This window comes from Paraburkholderia lebeckiae (assembly GCF_050436225.1).
In the GTDB taxonomy this organism is placed as follows: Bacteria; Pseudomonadota; Gammaproteobacteria; order Burkholderiales; family Burkholderiaceae; genus Paraburkholderia; species Paraburkholderia tuberum.
On the sequence record NZ_JBNDLU010000002.1, the window covers coordinates 1,632,629 to 1,649,596 of the forward strand.

Annotated in this window: 13 protein-coding genes and 2 pseudogenes; 9 read left to right on the plus strand and 6 right to left on the minus strand. The window is 64.7% G+C overall.

Features of this window, described 5'->3' with window-relative positions:
- The first annotated feature begins 445 nt into the window (after nucleotides 1–445).
- Nucleotides 446–3,037 carry a bifunctional lysylphosphatidylglycerol flippase/synthetase MprF gene (mprF, locus tag OKW45_RS22195; RefSeq protein WP_429471135.1) on the plus strand — a complete coding sequence of 864 codons (2,592 nt, stop codon included), beginning with the start codon at nucleotides 446–448 and terminating at the stop codon, nucleotides 3,035–3,037.
- The gene (locus tag OKW45_RS22200; protein WP_429471136.1) at nucleotides 3,034–4,299 is read left to right on the plus strand and encodes a virulence factor family protein; all 1,266 of its coding nucleotides are present in this window, start codon (nucleotides 3,034–3,036) and stop codon (nucleotides 4,297–4,299) included. The genes mprF and OKW45_RS22200 overlap by 4 nt, the downstream gene beginning before the upstream one ends.
- Here OKW45_RS22200 and OKW45_RS22205 read toward each other — a convergent pair.
- Nucleotides 4,271–4,552, minus strand: coding sequence for a hypothetical protein (locus tag OKW45_RS22205; RefSeq protein ID WP_429471138.1), 282 nt, complete (start codon nucleotides 4,550–4,552; stop codon nucleotides 4,271–4,273). The genes OKW45_RS22200 and OKW45_RS22205 overlap by 29 nt on opposite strands.
- A 101-nt stretch (nucleotides 4,553–4,653) precedes the next feature.
- On the opposite strand from OKW45_RS22205, the gene ilvA reads away from it, so the two are divergent.
- Complete coding sequence (gene ilvA, locus OKW45_RS22210) at nucleotides 4,654–6,240, plus strand: threonine ammonia-lyase, biosynthetic (RefSeq protein ID WP_429471140.1); 1,587 nt, start codon at nucleotides 4,654–4,656, stop codon at nucleotides 6,238–6,240.
- Between the two features lie 239 nt (nucleotides 6,241–6,479).
- Nucleotides 6,480–7,670 (plus strand): 4-hydroxybenzoate 3-monooxygenase, encoded by a 1,191-nt coding sequence (locus OKW45_RS22215; RefSeq protein ID WP_184003806.1) that lies wholly within the window; start codon nucleotides 6,480–6,482, stop codon nucleotides 7,668–7,670.
- Nucleotides 7,671–7,705: 35 nt separating this feature from the next.
- On the opposite strand, the gene OKW45_RS22220 is transcribed toward OKW45_RS22215, so the two are convergent.
- The gene (locus OKW45_RS22220; protein ID WP_429471143.1) at nucleotides 7,706–8,596 is read right to left on the minus strand and encodes a helix-turn-helix domain-containing protein; all 891 of its coding nucleotides are present in this window, start codon (nucleotides 8,594–8,596) and stop codon (nucleotides 7,706–7,708) included.
- 179 nt (nucleotides 8,597–8,775) lie between these two features.
- Between OKW45_RS22220 and OKW45_RS22225 the strand changes: the two genes are divergently transcribed.
- The 4 genes from OKW45_RS22225 to OKW45_RS22240 all read left to right on the plus strand — a co-directional run bounded on the left by OKW45_RS22225 (nucleotide 8,776) and on the right by OKW45_RS22240 (nucleotide 13,347).
- Nucleotides 8,776–9,660: an SDR family NAD(P)-dependent oxidoreductase gene (locus OKW45_RS22225; protein ID WP_429471145.1), complete on the plus strand. Its 885-nt coding sequence runs from the start codon at nucleotides 8,776–8,778 to the stop codon at nucleotides 9,658–9,660.
- A gap of 10 nt (nucleotides 9,661–9,670) precedes the next feature.
- Entirely contained in the window at nucleotides 9,671–11,458 is a 1,788-nt protein-coding gene (locus OKW45_RS22230; RefSeq protein WP_429471147.1) for an FAD-dependent oxidoreductase, read from the plus strand.
- A complete protein-coding gene (locus tag OKW45_RS22235; protein WP_429471149.1) occupies nucleotides 11,455–11,793 on the plus strand; it encodes an NIPSNAP family protein in 339 nt (112 codons plus the stop codon). Before OKW45_RS22230 ends, OKW45_RS22235 begins: the two co-directional genes overlap by 4 nt.
- Before the next feature lie 171 nt (nucleotides 11,794–11,964).
- The gene (locus OKW45_RS22240; protein ID WP_429471151.1) at nucleotides 11,965–13,347 is read left to right on the plus strand and encodes an MFS transporter; all 1,383 of its coding nucleotides are present in this window, start codon (nucleotides 11,965–11,967) and stop codon (nucleotides 13,345–13,347) included.
- A gap of 45 nt (nucleotides 13,348–13,392) precedes the next feature.
- Here OKW45_RS22240 and OKW45_RS22245 read toward each other — a convergent pair whose 3' ends face one another.
- The 3 genes and pseudogenes from OKW45_RS22245 to OKW45_RS22255 all read right to left on the minus strand — a co-directional run.
- The gene (locus OKW45_RS22245; protein WP_429471152.1) at nucleotides 13,393–13,641 is read right to left on the minus strand and encodes a hypothetical protein; all 249 of its coding nucleotides are present in this window, start codon (nucleotides 13,639–13,641) and stop codon (nucleotides 13,393–13,395) included.
- Between the two features lie 75 nt (nucleotides 13,642–13,716).
- A complete protein-coding gene (locus OKW45_RS22250) occupies nucleotides 13,717–14,103 on the minus strand; it encodes a hypothetical protein (protein ID WP_429471154.1) in 387 nt (128 codons plus the stop codon).
- A 693-nt stretch (nucleotides 14,104–14,796) separates the two neighbouring features.
- A pseudogene (locus tag OKW45_RS22255) lies at nucleotides 14,797–15,523 on the minus strand (IclR family transcriptional regulator domain-containing protein); the annotation flags it as partial.
- Between the two features lie 57 nt (nucleotides 15,524–15,580).
- Here OKW45_RS22255 and OKW45_RS22260 point away from each other — a divergent pair.
- Nucleotides 15,581–16,228, plus strand: a pseudogene (locus OKW45_RS22260) (2-keto-3-deoxygluconate permease); the annotation flags it as partial.
- Nucleotides 16,229–16,259: 31 nt separating this feature from the next.
- Here OKW45_RS22260 and OKW45_RS22265 read toward each other — a convergent pair.
- Entirely contained in the window at nucleotides 16,260–16,880 is a 621-nt protein-coding gene (locus tag OKW45_RS22265; protein WP_429471156.1) for a GNAT family N-acetyltransferase, read from the minus strand.
- Nucleotides 16,881–16,968: the final 88 nt, after the last annotated feature.

The window sequence follows — 16,968 nt, forward strand, 5'->3', positions numbered from 1 at the left end:
GCGCGGAGGGTGTCCGCGGGCCCCAAGCCGCGGCTGTCGTGTCAATGCCCGCTCGAGTAGCGGGCATTGTGCTTTCTGGCCCGTCAAACAGAGCACGTTCAGCGAGTCGGCTCCCCAGTCCCACCAGATAGACGCCCGCCGTCAGCCAATTCCGGGCTGCCAGCGCCGTTTCCCTTCCTGATATCGCGCTTCCGCTTCTGATTACGGCACGCCCAGCCGTGATCTTGATGCCGCGGTCGCGCCGGTCCGATGCCTCACATCACAAGAGGAAGCATTACAATCGCGCTCTTTTGACGCGCGCCGCGCAAGTGAATTGACAGCAAAATTGCTAATGCTGTCAACCTTTTGCACGTTTTGCCGTTATCACTTTGTAATCGCCGCCACAGGCGACGCCGCGCGTGACGACCCGTTGCCGCGACCGCTCCTCGCAAGGCCCGCATTGACCATGTTCCACCGACTTCAACACAGCTTCGAGCGCCTCCCCGCGCTGCTCGGCCGTGCATCGAAAGCGCTTGGCAGCCGGGGCCTGCTGTCGTCCGTGCTCGCGCTCGTCATTTGCGGGCTGCTGCTGCTCGTGCTGCAGCATCTGTCCGAGGCGGTGAATTACCGTTCGGTGATCCGCGAACTGCGCCAGCTCTCGGCGCGCGAGTGGATCGGCGCGCTCGGCGCGACCGCGCTCAGCTACGTCGCGTTGGTCGGGCGCGACGCGGTCGGCCTGCGCTATCTCGGCGCGAGCGTGCCGCGCGCGGCGCTGTGGGTCGGCGCGACGGCCGGTTCGGCGCTCGGCAATGCGACCGGTTTCGGCGCGCTGACAGGCGGAGCGGTGCGCGCGCGCGTGTACGGCGTCGCGAACATCACGCCCGCGCAGATCGGCCGCATGACGGTGTTTACGAGCGTGTCGCTCGCGCTCGCCCTCGTGTTGATGACCGCGCTGGGCATGGTCTGCATGGCGGACCAGCTCGCGCCGATGCTGCATGTGTCGCCAGTCGCGCTGCGCTGGAGCGGCGCTGCGCTGCTGCTCGCGCTGGCGCTCGCCGCGGCCGCGTGCCGTCGGCAAACCCGGCCGATCCGCACGCGCTGGCAGTGGCTCTCGTTCGATATTCCCGCGCGCCGCGATCTGCTCGCGCAGGTTGCGCTGGCGGTGCTCGACGTGGTCGCCGCGGGCCTCGCGTTGTGGGCATTGCTGCCGCACGCGAACGTGAGCTTCGTCGGCTTCATCACCGTCTACGCGGCCGCGCTGCTGCTCGGCCTGATTGGCCATACGCCCGGCGGCGTTGGTGTGTTCGAAGCGGCGATGGTGTTCACGCTGAGCGGCAGCGTGCAGATGCATCAGATGGTCGCCGCGCTGCTCGCCTATCGCGCGATCTATTTCGGCGTGCCGCTGATCGTCTCCGCGGCGCTGCTCGCGGGCTTCGAGGGGCGCGCGCTGAAGAATCGTCTGTCGATGTTGCAGGCGCAGCGCGTGTCGGAACTCGCGCCGCTGTTTCTGAGCCTCGTCACGTTCGTGGTCGGCGGGATGCTGGTCATTTCGAGCGCGACGCCGGCGTTCTGGCAGCGCATTCATATGCTGCGCGACCTGGTGCCGCTGTGGGTGCTCGAAAGCTCGCAGATGCTATGCAGCGTGCTCGGCGTGCTGCTGCTGTTCGTCGCGCGCGGCCTGCTGCGGCGGCTCGATGCGGCATGGTGGATGACGCTCGCGCTCGCGTTGCTGAGCCTCGCGCTGTCGCTGACCAAGGGTCTCGCGTTCGTCGAAGCCGGTGTGCTCGGCATGCTGATCGTGCTGCTGCTCGCGACGCGCAAGCGCTTCAACCGTCATTCGTCGCTGTTTGCGGAGCGTTTCACGGCCGGCTGGCTCGTGTCGGTCGCGATGGTGCTGATGCTCGCGACGTGGGTCATGCTGTTCGCTTTCCGTGACGTGCCGTACACGGGCGATCTGTGGTGGCAATTCGCGTTCGACGAGCGCGCGCCGCGCGCGCTGCGCGCGACGCTCGCCGCGAGCGTGTTCGCCGCGACCTTCTCGTTCTGGCAATTGCTGCGTCCGGCGCCGGGCCGCTTCGTGAAGCCGGCGCCCGAAGATCTGCACGACGCCGCGCGCATCGTGCGCGCGCAGGAACGCAGCGATGCCGGTCTCGCGTTGATGGGCGACAAGAGCTTCCTGTTTTCGGAGTCGCGCGAGGCGTTCCTGATGTACGCGAAATACGGCCGCACGTGGGCCGCGTTGCACGATCCGGTGGGGCCGCGCGAAGAGTGGGCGGGTCTCATCAGCAAGTTCGTCGCGCTCGCGCATGCACATGGCGGTCGCGCCGCGTTCTACCAGGTGCGCGCGAATGCGCTGCCGCTGTATCTCGACGCTGGCCTCACGCTGATGAAGCTCGGCGAGGAAGCGCACGTCGTGCTCGACGACTTCGATCTGAAGGGCTCGCATCGCGCGCATCTGCGCTATGCGCTCAAGCGCGGCGAGCGCGACGGCTTTAGCGTCGAAGTGATCGATCAGGCCCATGTGCCGGCCTCGCTCGAAACGCTGCGCGGCATTTCCGACGGTTGGCTCGACAGCCGCGACGCGCGCGAGAAGAGCTTCTCGGTCGCGGCTTTCCATGACGAGTACCTCGTCGCGCAGTCGGTGATGCTGGTGCGCCAGAACGGCGAGCCGGTCGCATTCGTGACCTTCATGACGACCGATATGAATACCGAGGCGACCGTCGGCGTGATGCGTCACGTCGAAAGCGCGTCGCCGTATGCGATGGAATATCTGTTCACGCAGCTCGCGCTGCATCTGAAACAGGCGGGTTTCCGCTCGCTCAGTCTCGGTATTGCGCCGCTCTCCGGCGTGCAGCCGACGCCGCTCGCGTCACGCTGGCATCGGCTGGCCGGCATCGTGTGGCGCTTCGGCGGCCGCTTCTATAACTTCCGCGGACTGCGTGCCTTCAAGAGCAAGTTCCAGCCGCGCTGGGAGCCGCGTTATCTCGCGGCATCCGGTTCGGGCGTGTTCTTCACGCTCGCGGACCTGTCGCTGCTGGCAGGAGGCCGGCGTTCATGACATTGCATCCGTTGTTCCGGTTCGCCGTTGCGGCGAGCGTTCTGAGCTGCGGCGCGTCCGCGCACGCGGCCACCACCACCGTGCCTGGCGGCCGCTATGGCGATGTGCGCGTGACGCAGCCCGAGGGGCCGCTGCGCGGCTTCGTCGTGCTGTATTCGCAGGCAAGCGGCTGGAGCGCAGCCGATCAGCAGAGCGCCGATGCGCTCGCTAAAGCGGGCGCGATGACGGTCGGCGTCGATACCGCGCACTACGCGGCCAACCTTGCCGCGAAAAAGGAAACCTGTCATCAGCTGGTGGGCGATGCCGAGGCGCTGAGCCATCAGCTCGAACGGCAATCGCAGTCGAGCCGCTACTTCGCGCCGATCGTCGCGGGTACGGGACAGGGCGCGACGCTCGCGATGCACGTGCTCGAGCAGGCGCCGTCCAATACGATCGCGGGCGCGGTGTCGGTCGACGCCGATCACACGCTAGACGCGCGCTTCGAACCGTGTCCGCCCGACCCGACCGTGATTCGCGACAAGGTACCGGGTTTCGTCGAAAAGGCGAGCACGGGCAATGCCGATCGCGCGCGTCTCGTTGCATTGCTGACGCCGCATCTGCAGCCGGTCTCGACCAGCGTCGACGACGTGTCCGACCTGCCGCTGATCGAATTGCCGGCCGCGCATCCGAACGGCTTGATGGCGATCGTGATTTCCGGCGATGGCGGCTGGCGCGATCTCGACAAGACGATCGCGCAGGCACTGCAGAAAGATGGCGTGTCAGTGGTCGGCTGGGACAGCTTGCGCTATTTCTGGAGCGAGAAGCCGCCCGCGCAAACGAGCCGCGATCTCGCGCGGGTGATGCAAACCTATGGCGAGCGCTGGCACGCGCAGCATATCGCGCTGATCGGCTATTCGTTCGGCGCGGACGTGATGCCGTTCGCGTATAACCTGCTGCCGCAGGCGCAGCGCGATAAGGTGTCGTTGATCTCGCTGCTAGGCTTCGCGCCTGACGCCGATTTCCAGATCCGCGTCGGCGGCTGGCTCGGCATGCCCGCGAGCGACAAGGCGCTGAACGTGCGCCCCGAGTTGACGCATGTGCCGCCGTCGATCGTTCAATGCTTCTATGGCAAGAGCGAGGCCGACACGCTGTGTCCGGCGCTCGACAAGACCGGCGTCGAGGTCATCCGCACCACCGGCGATCATCACTTTGGCCACGATTACAATGCGCTCGAGCAACGCATTCTCGCGGCATTCAAAAAGCACAGCAGCGTGCGCGATTGATGTCGGTGTTGATCGCATCAGCGGGGGCGCGCTTGCCGGTGCGCCCCGTTTTTCTTTGTGTCACTGCCGCACTGCGCGGAGATTGACAAAGCTTGCCAGGTCGACGAAGATCGCCGACATGAACTGCCTCGACATCCGTATTGCGCTGATTATTAGCATCATTCATCGAATGGTGGGTTAGCGCGCGTCGACTTGCAGTCACACATAACCCGCCAAACGAGGCGGGTTTTTTTATGTCCGCTTTCAGGTTCATTCTCTGCCTGCCTCCTGGCGAACATGCCGCGATTGCTATCGTTCGATGTCGATCGCCGTTGATGCGTTGTTGCATCGAATGTTGCCACCCAGGAGCTTGCCGTGCTGTTAAACGAACTCGAACAGGCCGCCGCAGCGGCCGGGCGCGTCGCGCCGTCTCATGACTACCTGAAAAAGACCCTGACCGCGCGCGTCTACGACGTGGCGCGCGAGACCGAACTCGAACGCGCGCCGAACCTGTCGGCGCGGCTGCGCAACCCGGTCTATCTGAAGCGCGAGGACAATCAGCTGGTGTTCTCGTTCAAGCTGCGCGGCGCATACAACAAGATGGCGCATATTCCGGCCGAGGCGCTCGGACGCGGCGTGATCACCGCGTCGGCGGGCAATCATGCGCAGGGCGTGGCGTTATCGGCGGCACGCATGGGCGTGAAGGCGATCATCGTCGTGCCGGTGACGACGCCACAGCTCAAGGTCGACGCGATCCGCACGCACGGCGGGCCGACCGTCGAGGTCGTGCAGTTCGGTGAGTCGTATAGCGACGCCTATGGTCACGCGGTCAAGCTGCAGGAAGAGCGCGGCCTGACTTTCGTGCATCCGTTTGATGACCCCTACGTGATCGCCGGCCAGGGCACCGTCGCGATGGAAATCCTCAGCCAGCACCAGGGCCCGATTCACGCGATCTTCGTGCCGATCGGCGGCGGCGGTCTCGCGGCCGGTGTCGCTGCATACGTGAAATCGGTGCGCCCCGAGATCAAGGTGATCGGCGTGCAGACCGATGATTCGTGCGCGATGGCCGCGTCGTTGCAGGCGGGCGAGCGCGTGACGCTGAACGAAGTGGGCCTGTTCTCCGACGGCACCGCGGTGAAGCTCGTCGGCGAAGAGACCTTCCGTCTGTGCCGCGAATATCTCGACGAAGTGCTGCTGGTGAACACCGATGCGCTGTGCGCCGCGATCAAGGACGTGTTCCAGGACACGCGCAGCGTGCTCGAACCGGCGGGCTCGCTCGCGGTGGCCGGCGCCAAGCAGTATGCCGAACGGGAAGGCATCGAGAACCAGACGCTGATCGCGATCACGTCGGGCGCGAACATGAACTTCGACCGCATGCGCTTCGTCGCCGAACGCGCGGAAGTAGGCGAAGCGCGCGAAGCGGTATTCGCGGTGACGATCCCCGAAGAGCGCGGCAGCTTCAGGCGCTTCTGCGAGCTGCTCGGCACGCGCAGCGTCACCGAGTTCAACTACCGGATCGCCGACGCGAACTCGGCGCATATTTTCGTCGGCGTGCAGATCCGCAATCGCAGCGAATCGGCGCAGATCGCCGGCGCCTTCGAAGCGCACGGTTTTGCCACCGTCGACCTGACCTTCGACGAACTGTCGAAGCAGCACATCCGCTACATGGTCGGCGGCCGCTCGCCGCTCGCGCGCGACGAACGACTGTTTCGCTTCGAGTTTCCCGAGCGTCCGGGCGCGCTGATGAGATTCCTGTCGTCGATGGCGCCGAACTGGAACATCAGCCTGTTCCACTACCGCAACCAGGGCGCGGACTACAGCTCGATTCTGGTCGGCATTCAGGTGCCCGGGAGCGACCATGCGGCGTTCGAGCGCTTCATCGAAACGCTCGGCTATCCGTGCTGGGAAGAGACGAAAAATCCCGTCTACCGACTGTTTCTTGGCGAGTTGAAGCTCGTTTAGCGGATCGGGGTTTACCTGAGGGCACGCGATGCCGCAGCACTAGCCGCGTGTCCGCCCAAATCGCCGGAAAACTCCACCAGTCTCGCGTTTGCGGACGAAACAGCTGCGTGGCGCCGGCTCCCGCCTTACACCTTCTATCGCGCAACGCGATACGGCCTATCCGCCATATCGCGTTGCGCGATAGGCGTCGCGATCGTCACACTGAGCGCAAATTTCATCACCGCATTCAGGAGACATACATGCGCACCCAAGTCGGCATCATCGGTGCAGGGCCCGCTGGCCTGCTTCTTTCCCATCTGCTTCATTTGCGCGGTATCGACTCGGTCGTGCTCGAAACGCGCACGCGCGATCAGATCGAATCGACGATTCGCGCCGGCGTGCTCGAGCAGGGCACGATGGACCTGCTGACGCAGACCGGTCTCGGCGAACGCATGAAAGCCGAAGGCGCGCTGCATCACGGTTTCGAACTCGCGTTCGAAGGCAAGCGTCGCCGCATCGATCTGACCGGCCTCACCGGTCATGCGATCACGGTTTATGCCCAGCACGAAGTGATCAAGGATCTAGTCGCGGCGCGCGTCGCCGCGGGCGCCGAACTGCGTTTCGGCGTATCGGAGACGTCGGTGCACGGCATCGATACCGATAAGCCGTCGATCCGCTATCGCCACGAAGGCGCGGAGCACGAACTGCAATGCGACTTCGTGATCGGCTGCGACGGCTCACAAGGCGTGTCGCGCCAGGCGATCCCGCAGACGCTGCGCAAAGATTTTGAGCGCGTCTATCCGTTTGGCTGGTTCGGCATTCTGTGCGAAGGGCCGCCGTCGTCGGACGAGCTGATCTACGCACGCCACGAGCGCGGCTTCGCGCTGATCAGCACGCGCTCGCCGAACGTGCAGCGCATGTATTTCCAGTGCGATCCGAAGGACTCGGTCGACAACTGGTCCGACGATCGCATCTGGGCCGAGCTGCATGCGCGCGCCGATTCGGACGAAGGCCACAAGATCATCGACGGCAAGATCTTTCAGAAGAACATCGTCGGCATGCGCAGCTTCGTGTCGACGACAATGCAATACGGGCGCCTGTTCCTCGCTGGCGACGCCGCGCACATCGTGCCGCCGACTGGTGCGAAGGGCATGAACCTCGCGGTCGCCGACGTGAACGTGCTCAGCAAGGCGCTCGACGCGTTCTACAAGGAAAACCGCGCCGATCTGCTCGACCGTTACAGCGAAACCGCGCTCAAGCGCATCTGGCGCGCCGAGCACTTCTCGTACTGGATGACCAGCATGCTGCATCGTATCGAAGGCGCTTCGGCGTTCGAGCAGCAGTTGCAGGTTGCCGAGCTCGAGTACGTGACGACGTCGCGCACGGCGGCGACCGTACTGGCGGAGAACTACGTCGGCGTCGCCGGCGCGCAGATGCAGGCGCAGCTGTAAGCGCTACTGCAAGCACCGCGCGATCATCGGGATCGCTAATTGATCGACAGATCCCGATGCGCGGCCGCCTGAAACTCCTTGGGCGTGACGCCGGTCTGCTTGCGGAAATAGCGGCTGAAATAGGCCGCATCTTCGAAACCGAGCGCATGCGCGATCTGTTTGATGCTCGAACCCGAGTAGACCAGATCGCGCTGCGCCTCGCGTATCAACTGATCGTTGACGAGCGACAGCGGCGAGTGGCCAAGCTCATCACGACAGATGCGGGCCAGTTGCGCCGCGGTCACCCCCAATTTTTCCGCGTAAAAATCGATTGGCAGATGCTCGCGCACATGCGTGGCGATCAGTTCGCGTAGCCGTTTGATCTGCGCGGCGCGCCGGTCATTGACGCTCGCGCCCGCGCTCGAGGCGGCATCGGTCAGACGGGCGACCTGCACAAAAAGTGCAATCATCAGCGACATGCCCGCGGCGATATGGCCGCGGGCGCTGCCGCGAAATTCCTGCTCCAGCAAACCGAACAAGGGCATCAACGTGCGCTCGCCGACCGAGGGCCGCACGGGAATCAGCGCGGGCCGCTGCAGCACCGGCACGAGGCCCGGCGACACCGCTTTCGAAATCGACTCCAGCGCGCGCTGCGCGGCTGTAATCACGAGCCCGTCGATCTCCGGCGAAAACACGAAACCGTGCACCGTTTGCGCTGGAATCAGGATCAGGCATGGCGCTTCGATCGTGAGCTTTTCGCTTTCGATCAGCACGTGGCCCGACCCGCTGCGGATATAGAGAATCTGCAGCAGTGCATCGTGCCGGTGCGCGGCGATATGCCAGTCGTTCGGACGACTGCGCTCGACGATCCATTCGAAATTGAACGCGTCGTACCACGGCGGCCGCGCGGACTCTCCGTACAGATCGTAGTTAGGGATATTCCTCATGCGGTTTTGTCTCCAATGTTCGAATTGTCCTGCGATGCGTTGCCTTTGTCCAATTTCGTCCCGAACCGCGTGGCTATACTTTTTTCCATCGAAGACGCGGTCGAATGACGCAGTTTGGTGAAGCCAGCCAACCTAAGCTCGCCGCGATCGGGAACATGGAGATCGGGAGGACTAAGCAAATGAATCAACGGAGAGATCGGCGGCGCGACACACCCGCCAACGCGCGACACTGGCTCGGGCTCGGAGGCAGCGTCTGCGTCGTGAGTGGCGCGGCGGGCGGCATCGGCAGCGCGATTGCTCAGGTGTTGGGCGACGCTGGCGCACGCGTGGCGCTGCTCGATCGCGATGAGCAGAAGTGCCGTGACGTCGCGCAAGCGCTGAACGCGGGCGGTGTCGAAGCACTGGCGCTCGCCTGCGATATCGGCGACATCGATAGCGTGCGCGGCGCGGTGTCTGAGGTCGACGCGCGCCTCGGCGTCGCCGATGTGCTCGTGAACAACGCGGGCCTGTTGCGGCCGGGGGGCATCGAAGAGATTGGGCTCGATGCATGGAACGCGATGCTGCGCGTGAATCTGACCGGCTACATGCTGTGCTCGCAGCAATTCGGTCAACGCATGCTGAAGCGCTGCGCTGGCGCGATCGTGCATGTCGCGTCGGTGGCCGCGCATCATCCGCAGACCTATAGCGGCGCTTACAGCGCGGGCAAGGCCGGCGTCGCGATGCTGTCGAAGCAGATCGCGGCGGAGTGGGGGCCACGCGGCATTCGCAGCAATACCGTGTGCCCGGGCATGATCCGCACGCCGCTGTCGGCGGCGTTCTACGAGCACGGCGATATCGAACGCCGGCGCAGCGCGATGACGGCGAGCCGGCGGATCGGCGAGCCGAACGATATCGCCGATGTCGTCGCATTTCTCGCGAGCGAACGCGCGGCCTATGTGAACGGCGCCGAAGTCGTCGTCGATGGTGGCTTCGAAAGCATGCTGATGGACCTCGTGCCGCGTCCCGGCTTCGAAGCCAACCAGGCCGCGCAAGCCACCCATGCCGACCGCCAGGTCCGCGCGTAAGGAGACCATCATGACCAACGCAACACGCGGCGCGACACTCACGTGCGACGTGCTCGTCATCGGTTCGGGTGCGGGAGGGCTGTCGACCGCGATCACCGCGCGCAAACACGGTCTCGATGTCGTCGTGATCGAGAAGGAGCCGTTCTTCGGCGGCACCACCGCGTTCTCGGGCGGCGTGCTGTGGATTCCGGGCAACCGTCACGCAAAGAGCAACGGCGTCAGCGATACGCGCGAAGCGGCGCTGACCTATATGCGCAACGAAACCGGCGCGTGCTTCGATGCCGCCGCCGTCGACGCGTTTCTCGACACGGGCCCTGAGATGCTCGACTTCTTCGAGCGCGAAACCGCCGTCAAATTCGTGCCGACGCTGTATCCCGACTATCACCCGAACGTGGGCGGCGGTATCGACATTGGCCGCTCGGTCGTCGCCGCGGCGTTCGATGCGCGCGCGCTGGGCCAGGACATCTCGCGATTGCGCCCGCCGCTGAAGACGATCACGTTCATCGGCATGATGTTCAACTCGTCGAACGCGGACCTGAAGCACTTCTTCAATGCGACGCGTTCGCTCACCTCCGCGCTGTACGTCGCGAAGCGCCTCGCGAGCCATCTGAAGGACCTTGCGCTGTACCGGCGCGGCGTGCAGATCACGAGCGGTAACGCGCTCGCCGCGCGCCTCGCGAAGTCCGCGCTCGATCTCAGCATTCCGATCCATACGAACACGGCCGCTCGCGAGCTGACCGTGACGAACGGCAGCGTGACCGGCGCGCTCGTCGCCGGACCGCAAGGCGAGATGCGCATCGTCGCGCGACGTGGCGTCGTGCTCGCGTGCGGCGGCTTCTCGCATGACGTCGCGCGGATCGCCCGCGCGTATCCGCATCTGCGGCGCGGCGGCGAACACCTGTCGCCGGTGCCGCGCGGCAATACGGGCGACGGCGTCGGCATGGCCGAACGTCTCGGTGCGCAGGTGACGATCCGTTATCCGCAGCCCGCCGCATGGATGCCGGTGTCGCGCGTGCCGATGAGCGACGGCAGCGTCGGTGTGTTTCCGCATCTGGTGGATCGCTACAAGCCTGGCGTGATCGGCGTGACGCGCGCGGGCAAGCGCTTCACCAACGAAGCGAATTCGTATCACGACGTGGGTGCCGCGATGATCGAGGCCTGCGCGAACGAACGCGAAACCGCGATGTGGCTGATCTGCGATCACGCGACGATCCGCAAATACGGGCTCGGTTATGCGAAGCCGGCGCCCGTGCCGCTCGGCCCGCTGCTGCGCAAGGGCTATCTGAGCAAGGGCCGCACGCTCGCGGAACTCGCGCGCAACGCCGGTCTCGACGGCACGGCGCTCGAGGCGACCGTGAAGCGCTACAACGCCGACGCGGTGCATGGCGAAGATCGCGAATTCGGCCGCGGCACGACGTCGTTCAATCGCTATCTGGGGGACCCGGAGCACCAGCCGAACCCGTGCGTCGCGCCGATCGGCGACGGTCCGTACTACGCGCTGAAGGTCGTGATGGGCGATCTCGGCACCTTCGACGGCATCTCGACGAACGTGACCGGCGAAGTGCTCGACGTGAAAGGCGCACCGATCGGCGGCCTGTACGCGGTCGGCAACGATCGCGCGAGCGTGATGGGCGGCAACTATCCAGGCGCGGGGATCACGCTCGGGCCGATCATGACGTTCGGCTATATCACCGGTCGTCATCTCGCGGGCGTGACCGTCAAAAGCGCAAACAGCGCGAAGAGCGCAAGCAACGCGGACACCCGCGCAGCCGAAACCGTATTGAGGAGCGGCACATGAGCCAGGGCAAACCTTTCGTCGATCATCGCATCTACACGATCCGTCCGCGCGGCATGGCGGAGTTCATCGACGTTTTCGACCGGCTCGCGATGCCGATTCAGCTCAAGTATCTGGGCGCGCCAGTCGGCTTTTACATGAGCGATATCGGCGCGCTGAACCAGGTCGTGCATCTGTGGGGCTACGAGAGCATCGGCGACTACGACCAGCGCCGCACCGCGCGCGATGCCGATCCGGAGTGGCCCGCGTATCTGCACGCGTCCGCGCATCTGATCGTCGCGCAGGAGAGCCGCATCATCAGGCGAGTCGACTTCAGGACGCTGACGATGCTGCGCTAGCCGCCCGTTCGAGGAGGAGACAGGCATGAACGAACGGACAGCGCGACGCTCGCAAGCACGGTCGCGACCACCGTCGCGGCGTCCGCGTCTTGAACAGCAATTCGAACAATAAGAAAACACACCTTCATCTCAAGGAGACATCGCAATGAACAAGCTGAAAGGAGCACGCACATGAGCCGCTCCGAACGCAGTGTAGACGTGCAGGCCCTTATCGATGGACAGCGCTTCTCGCCGTTTCAATGGACGATTCTGGTGCTGTGCTTTCTGGTCGTCGCCGCAGACGGTTTCGACACCGCCGCGGTCGGCTTCATTGCGCCGTCGCTCGTGCAGCAGTGGGGTATCGCGCGCAGCGCGCTCGGCCCGGTGATGAGCGCGGCGCTGGTGGGACTCGGCATCGGCGCGCTCGCGGCCGGTCCCTGCGCGGACCGTATCGGACGCAAGACAGTGCTAGTGCTGTCGGTGTTCTTTTTCGGGCTGTGGAGTCTCGCGGCGGCCCGCGCGAACTCGATCGAATCGCTGACCTTGCTGCGCTTTTTCACCGGCCTCGGTCTCGGCGCGGCGATGCCCAACGCGGTCACACTAATGTCCGAGTACGCACCCGCGCGGATTCGCGCGGTCGCCGTCAATGCGATGTTCTGCGGCTTTTCAGGCGGTCTCGCGATCGGCGGTCTCGCATCCGCATGGTTGATTCCGCATTTCGGCTGGCCGAGCGTGCTGGTCGCCGGCGGCGCCGGTCCGCTCGTGCTGAGCGTGATGCTGATACTGTTTCTGCCCGAATCGGCGCAATTTCTCGCGGTGCGTAAACGCGCCGATCAACGGATCGCGCGAATCCTGCAACGCATCGTGCCCCACGACCGCTTCGACGGATGCCGTTTTTTCGCGGTCGACGTGCGCCGCAATACCGGCGACGCACGTTCGCAATGGGCGCTCGCGATCATCCTGTCGGCGCGCTACCGCTTCGGCACGCTGATGCTGTGGCTCGCCTATTTCATGGGGCTACTGATTTACTATCTGCTGACCAACTGGCTGCCGACGCTGTTCAAGGACACCGGCTTCTCCGGTGAAAAGGCCGCGTTGATGACGTCGCTGTTTCCGCTCGGGGGCATCCTCGGCAATCTGTGCGTCGGCTGGGTGATGGATCGCTTCGCCGGGCATCGCGTGATCGCGTTCACCTATGTCCTCGTCGGCGCGCTCGTGTTGCTGGTCGGGCGGGGCGTCGGCCATCAGGTCTGGCTCGGGACGCTGATCTTCCTGACCGGCACGGTCGCGACCAGCGCGGTCACGTCGATGTCGGCGCTCGCGGCAAGCTTCTACCCGACCCGGGCGCGCGCGACGGGCGTGGCGTGGATGCTGGGAATCGGCCGCGTCGGCGGCGTGGCGGGCGCGCTCGTCGGTGCGGCGTTGATGGGGCTCGGCTGGCAGTTCGGCGCGGTGTTCAGCCTGCTCGCGGTGCCGGCCGTGATCGCGGCGGGCGGGGTGGTACTGGTGATGCGGCGCGAGCCGCTCGATCACGCGCCGGTCGATGAAAACGTCGGTGCCATAGCGATCGAATGAGCGCGGCGTCGGGCGTGCCGCTACGCTCGAACAACGCGCGACCGCTCAGGACGCGCGCAGCAACGCCATTTCGTTGTGCAGCAGCGCGAGCAATTCGTCGTCGGTTGGCCGCGTGCGCCAGTGGCGCGCGCCGGCCACCGACGCGATCGCCATCCACGAATGCGGTGGAAACCATTCGCGCACCAGCGTGCCGTCCTGGCGCAGGCACAGCTGGCCGGTCAGCTCGCTGTATTCGGCGCAAATGTGCGCGCCGTCGACCTGCGCGGTTACTCGTCTCGGATCGTTGCGTAGCACGTCGTCGCTCCTGTCAAAGGGGTGGCGCGAATGCAGGCGCGACACGTTGGCGCGATGGACGCCACCTGCCGTCTATCAATGGTCATGCCCGCGATCGTCATGGTCATGACCATGACCGTGCCAGCCGTTGTCGTGCCAATCGCCGTGCGGTCCGCGTGCATCGCGCCATTCGTCGTGATGACGCTCCCACTCGCGACGCTCCCAATAGCGATGACCATCGTAGTAGCGTTCGCCGTACCAGCCCGGAGCGACTATGACCGCGGGAGGCGGCGCAGGCGCATAGACGGGCGCGGGCTGCACATAGACGGGCGGCGGAGCCTCGATCACGGCAGGCGCGACCGCGATGCCCGGCACGCCGATGTTCACGCCGACATCGACGTGCGCGAAAGCGGCCGTCGATGCGCCGATCGCGAGACCCGCGACGACGGTCAACGATACCCAGCGGTTGCGCGAAAGACTCATGATTGTTCTCTGTTATGTGGATGTCTGTGATGGAGTGGCGAGCCGGACGCGCACCTACTGCGCGTGATGGCCCGATCAATAACGTTCGTAGTAGTGGTCATGATGCGGATGATCGCCAGGGACGACGATGCAGCCGCTCAACGCGCCACCGAGCGTGGCGGCAAGAATGACCAATGCGAGGATTTTTTTCATGATGTTGCTCCCTGAAATCTGTGATGCGCGTGCCTGTCGTGCGAAGCGTTTCATCAGAACCGCTTTCGTTTGAACCGAACTCTACTGAGCGGCGCGATTACCGGTGTGTTTGTGTGTAACAGGACGTGTCGATCCGAGTTCGCGCCGAAACGTCGATGCGCGTGCGATGAACGAGGAGGGAAGGCGCCGTGGGTTACGGGTCGAAATGCCGGGCGACTGTCAAGCGCGCGGTCAAACCCTTGAAGGGTCTATGAAAAAAACCGCATTCGATGGCAGACGAGGTATGGATTCGAAGCGAAGGTTCGGCGCCTCGCTTGCTGAAAAAAGAAGCGCATCGATTTTCGGCATATGTATGCGGCGCAGATACATTCGGTTGCAGACTGGGTAGGAAATTCGGTGGTGCGCTCGGGCGAGCGTGATGGAAAGACGCTACACCTGTAGCGTCATCAGCTTGTCGTCAGCTTCGGCGAGATAGGTAAAAACGCGTCGCGCGCGCACGACTTACTGCGCGGCCGCGGGCTCCGGGGCGGTCGCTTCGCGATAGCCGAGCCGCATCGAAATCGCGAGACCGGCCTCTTTGAGCAACGCGACGTAATGCTGCTTCGTGTCGGCACCGCAGCGCATCGTTGGAAACGAAATCGACAGACCGGCGATCACACGGTCGAAGCGGTCGAACACGGGCACCGCGATGCATGGCAGGCCTTCTTCCTGCTCCTCGTTGTCCTCGCCGTAGCCCTGCTCGCGTACGCGCGGCAGGATGCTCAACACCGCTTCGGCGCAGGTCAAGGTTTTTTGCGTCGACTTGCGAATTTCGATGTGCGAGAGCACGTCACGCGCGTCGGCCGATCCGGAACTGCATGCGCAGCCCGTAGTCGGCGTCGATCTTGTGGATGTAGATGATCGCGTCGTCGTCGAACGCGCCAAGGTGTACCGCTTCGCGTGTCATCTGGCCGATGCGGCGCATCTCGATGTCGGCCTCGCGTACCAGATCGACGCTTTCGAGCGCTTTCGCGCCGAGCTCGAACAGACGGATCGTCAGCCGATAGCGCTCGGTTTCGACTTCCTGGGTCAAGTAGCCGAGCGCCTTCAGTGTTTGAATCACACAATGCACGGTCGTCTTCGACATGCCGAGCCGTTGCGACAGCTCGCTTATGCCGATCTGTCCGGTGTCGCCGATCGCGCCGAGAATCGCGAACACGCGCCCGATCGACGACGCCGATTCGCCGCGCCCCGTATATTGACAGGAGAACGATCAATGCAAGTGAGACAGGCCATCAACAGGGAATACTCAGCCGTGATGCAACAGTACGGCACGAAGGAAGAGGCGGGCGCGTTCGTGCTGATGTCGGTCGAATCGGGGCCGCTGATCAGCATGATCATTCTGGGTGCGACGGGGGTCGCGTTCTTCGAACCGCGCCTGTTCGTCGGCGCGGTGCTGCCGTTTCTGATCGGGTTTGCGGTCGGCAACTTCGATAGCGAGCTGCGCGAGCTGTTCGGCCGCTGCGTGCATCCGCTGATTCCGTTTTTCGGCTTTGCGCTCGGCAACGGCATCGATCTGAACGTGATCGTCACGAGCGGCCTGCCGGGCATCGTACTGGGGCTTGGCGTGATCGTCGTGACCGGCGTGCCGCTGATTCTCGCCGATCGCTGGATTGCCGGCGGCAATGGCGCGGCGGGGCTGGCGGCGTCGTCGACGGCGGGGGCCGCGGTCGCGAATCCGGCGATCATCGCCGACATGATTCCAAGCTTCAAACCGCTGGTGCCGGCCGCGACCGCGATGGTCGCCACCGCTTGCCTCGTGACCGCGATTCTGGTGCCGATCCTCACGGCGCTGTGGGTGCGCCGGCATCATGCACGCGACGGGCTGCGCGAGGAGTTCGCCACCGCGACGCAGGCGCCGCCGCTCAATGAGCAGCACGATGCGCCCATTTGAATGAGTCGGTAGCAGGAAGCCGGCGCGCCGCTCAGCGCGCCAGCTTCGCTTCGAGCATCGCTTTCACCGCCGGCCATTCGTCGTCGATGATGCTAAAGCGCACCGAGTTGCGCTTGCGCCCATCGGGCATGATCCGCTCGTGCCGCACGATGCCTTCCTGTTTCGCGCCGATGCGCAGGATCGCCGCGCGCGATTTGGCGTTGAGCTCGTCGGTCGTGAACTGCACGCGCACGCAGCGCATCACGTCGAACGCGTGGCACAGCAGCAGATATTTCGCCTCGGTGTTCACGACCGAGCGCTGCGCCGAGGCGGCGAGCCACGTATGGCCGATTTCGAGCTTGCGGTTCGCGCGATCGATCTTCCAGAACCGCGTGCTGCCGACGATCCGGCCAGCGCCCCCATTCTTTTCGTCCTTGTCGCGCCGCACGATCGTGAACGGCATCACTTTGCCGGCCGCGCGGCCGGCGAGCGCGGTGGCGATATAGGCGTCGATCGTCGCCGGGCCCGGCACGACGGTCAGCTTCATGTCCCACAGTTGCCCGTCGGCGGCGGCGTCGACGAGGGCTTGCGCGTGCTCCTCGCGCAGCGGCCACAGCTCGACGAACGAGCCGCTCAGCGTGGGCTGCATCGATTCGGCGGAAATATCGTTCATGGCAATAAAAAAGGTCCGCGAGCGGAAGACTCGTGGACCCGGCAGAGCGGTTGAGCCGCGTTCGGGAACGATGCGAGCGGGAAAACCG

What these genes read in the sequence shown, in the direction of transcription:
- OKW45_RS22250 (WP_429471154.1), bottom strand. Translation starts at nt 14,103, where the DNA reads ATGAGTCTTTCGCGCAACCGCTGGGTATCGTTGACCGTCGTCGCGGGT.
- OKW45_RS22215 (WP_184003806.1), top strand. Translation starts at nt 6,480, where the DNA reads ATGCGCACCCAAGTCGGCATCATCGGTGCAGGGCCCGCTGGCCTGCTT.
- OKW45_RS22220 (WP_429471143.1), bottom strand. Translation starts at nt 8,596, where the DNA reads ATGAGGAATATCCCTAACTACGATCTGTACGGAGAGTCCGCGCGGCCG.
- mprF (WP_429471135.1), top strand. Translation starts at nt 446, where the DNA reads ATGTTCCACCGACTTCAACACAGCTTCGAGCGCCTCCCCGCGCTGCTC.
- OKW45_RS22225 (WP_429471145.1), top strand. Translation starts at nt 8,776, where the DNA reads ATGAATCAACGGAGAGATCGGCGGCGCGACACACCCGCCAACGCGCGA.
- OKW45_RS22230 (WP_429471147.1), top strand. Translation starts at nt 9,671, where the DNA reads ATGACCAACGCAACACGCGGCGCGACACTCACGTGCGACGTGCTCGTC.
- OKW45_RS22235 (WP_429471149.1), top strand. Translation starts at nt 11,455, where the DNA reads ATGAGCCAGGGCAAACCTTTCGTCGATCATCGCATCTACACGATCCGT.
- OKW45_RS22265 (WP_429471156.1), bottom strand. Translation starts at nt 16,880, where the DNA reads ATGAACGATATTTCCGCCGAATCGATGCAGCCCACGCTGAGCGGCTCG.
- OKW45_RS22200 (WP_429471136.1), top strand. Translation starts at nt 3,034, where the DNA reads ATGACATTGCATCCGTTGTTCCGGTTCGCCGTTGCGGCGAGCGTTCTG.
- OKW45_RS22205 (WP_429471138.1), bottom strand. Translation starts at nt 4,552, where the DNA reads ATGAACCTGAAAGCGGACATAAAAAAACCCGCCTCGTTTGGCGGGTTA.
- OKW45_RS22240 (WP_429471151.1), top strand. Translation starts at nt 11,965, where the DNA reads ATGAGCCGCTCCGAACGCAGTGTAGACGTGCAGGCCCTTATCGATGGA.